Source organism: Roseateles sp., assembly GCF_049240545.1.
Lineage (GTDB): Bacteria > Pseudomonadota > Gammaproteobacteria > Burkholderiales > Burkholderiaceae_C > Paucibacter_A.
This window is the reverse complement of sequence record NZ_JBMLSK010000315.1, coordinates 1-1,195: the sequence shown is the minus strand read 5'-3', so window position 1 is coordinate 1,195 and position 1,195 is coordinate 1. Positions and strand designations below refer to the sequence as shown.

The 1,195-nt window shown below is 58.2% G+C and carries 1 protein-coding gene; it reads left to right on the top strand.

Annotated elements, in window-relative coordinates:
- Positions 1–217: 217 nt before the first annotated feature.
- Positions 218–1,186, top strand: coding sequence for an IS110 family transposase (locus tag ACOVRJ_RS19550; protein WP_422045499.1), 969 nt, complete (start codon positions 218–220; stop codon positions 1,184–1,186).
- Positions 1,187–1,195: the final 9 nt, after the last annotated feature.

The following is a 1,195-nucleotide window of genomic DNA, read 5'->3' as shown; positions in this document are numbered from 1 at the left end:
GAACTTGTATGGTTGAGGTGCTGGGGTGGAGAGCCTCGACGAACTATCGGCCAAAGCGTTGGACCGACGAAGTGAGACATCTCTCGCCCCACCTCCAGCGTCGATGAGGAACTGAGCGGCTGACGCTGACGCAACAGACCGCCGATCTTGAAGCAAGTTGACGCGGCAGTGGGTTTATCACCCCAGCAGTTTGATTGTGCTTATGGAGGTCTTGACCATGCAAGCATCAGTTGAAGTGGTGGGTGTGGATGTGGCAAAAGCCGAGTTGGTTGCAGCCCGGTATCCCGCAGAACGTATCAGTGAAGTCATCCCCAACGCGACTGCAGCCATTCAAAAGTGGCTTCAAACGTTGCCGGAGGGCTGCATCATTGCGATGGAGGCGACCGGAAGGTTTCACCAGTTGCTCGCGCAGTTGGCGCATGTTGAGGGCTTTGTTGTCTATGTTCTCAACGCGCGTGACGTGTACTTCTATGCGCGAGCGGTCAGCGCACGAGGCAAGACCGACCGACTCGACGCCGGAGTCATTGCCCGCTATGTTGCTGAGCATCGAGACCGACTCAGGCCCTGGCAACCGGCCCAAGGTGTACCCAGCCAGTTGCAAGAGTTGCTAGGGCGGCGCGTGATGCTGACTCACCAACTGGTCACGCTGCGATTGAGCCTGAATGAGGTGGCGACGCTCGGTGAGACAGCGCATCGCCTGGAGCAGGCGTACCAAACGGCTTTCGAAGAGATTGATCGGCAGTTGGAGCAGTTGGTGGACAGCGAGCCGGCGTTGAAGCAAGGCGTACAGCGACTGCGCACGATCACAGGTTTTGGCGCGCAGGCTGCGATTCGGTTGGCTGCGCTTTTCAGTCGAATCAAATTCGACAATGCCAATGCTGTGGTGGCCTACAGCGGCTTGGACCCCAGGCCGAGCGATTCAGGAACGCACAAAGGGACGAGGCACCTGTCCAAGCGAGGGCCGGCGCTGTTACGGCGCCAGTTGTACCTGGCGGCCTTCGCTGCATGCCGTAGCAAGGCGCTGGGCCACATTTACACAAGCCTTAGAGCAAAGGGTTTTGCCACGACGCAGGCCTTAACCATCCTGGCTCGCAAGCTGCTCAGAGTGGCGTGGGCGATATGGCAAAGCGGAAAAACCTTTGATCCAAGCATGGTGGGGACGATCAGCGCTTGCCAAAAACCATAGAACCTCACT

Bases quoted from the DNA above. Each gene is read 5' to 3' on its own strand.
- ACOVRJ_RS19550 (WP_422045499.1), top strand. From the start codon at position 218: ATGCAAGCATCAGTTGAAGTGGTGGGTGTGGATGTGGCAAAAGCCGAG.